1 protein-coding gene is annotated in these 258 nt (G+C 69.8%); it reads right to left on the minus strand.

The window, feature by feature from the left end; genetic code table 11:
* Nucleotides 1-258, minus strand: a 258-nt coding sequence (locus MRBLAR12_RS23840; protein WP_364748146.1) for an L-serine ammonia-lyase, iron-sulfur-dependent, subunit alpha, incomplete at both ends; no start/stop codon positions are given.

Genomic DNA, 258 nt, shown 5'->3' on the forward strand with positions numbered 1-258 from the left:
TGGAGCTCATGTCCTTGCCGGTTTCCCGCATGGTCACGATGACCTCGTCGAGGGAGACCCGGTGCGTGCCGTCGCCCCAGAGCGCCATCTTGGCGGCGTTGATGGCCTTCGCGGCGGCGATCGCGTTGCGCTCGATGCACGGGACCTGGACCAGCCCGCCGATCGGGTCGCAGGTCAGGCCCAGGTTGTGCTCCATCGCGATTTCCGCGGCGTTCTCCACCTGCGCCGGCGTGCCGCCCATGACCTCGGCCAGGCCGG

Source organism: Arthrobacter sp. LAR12-1-1.1 (genome assembly GCF_040676555.1).
Taxonomy (GTDB): Bacteria; Actinomycetota; Actinomycetes; order Actinomycetales; family Micrococcaceae; genus Arthrobacter.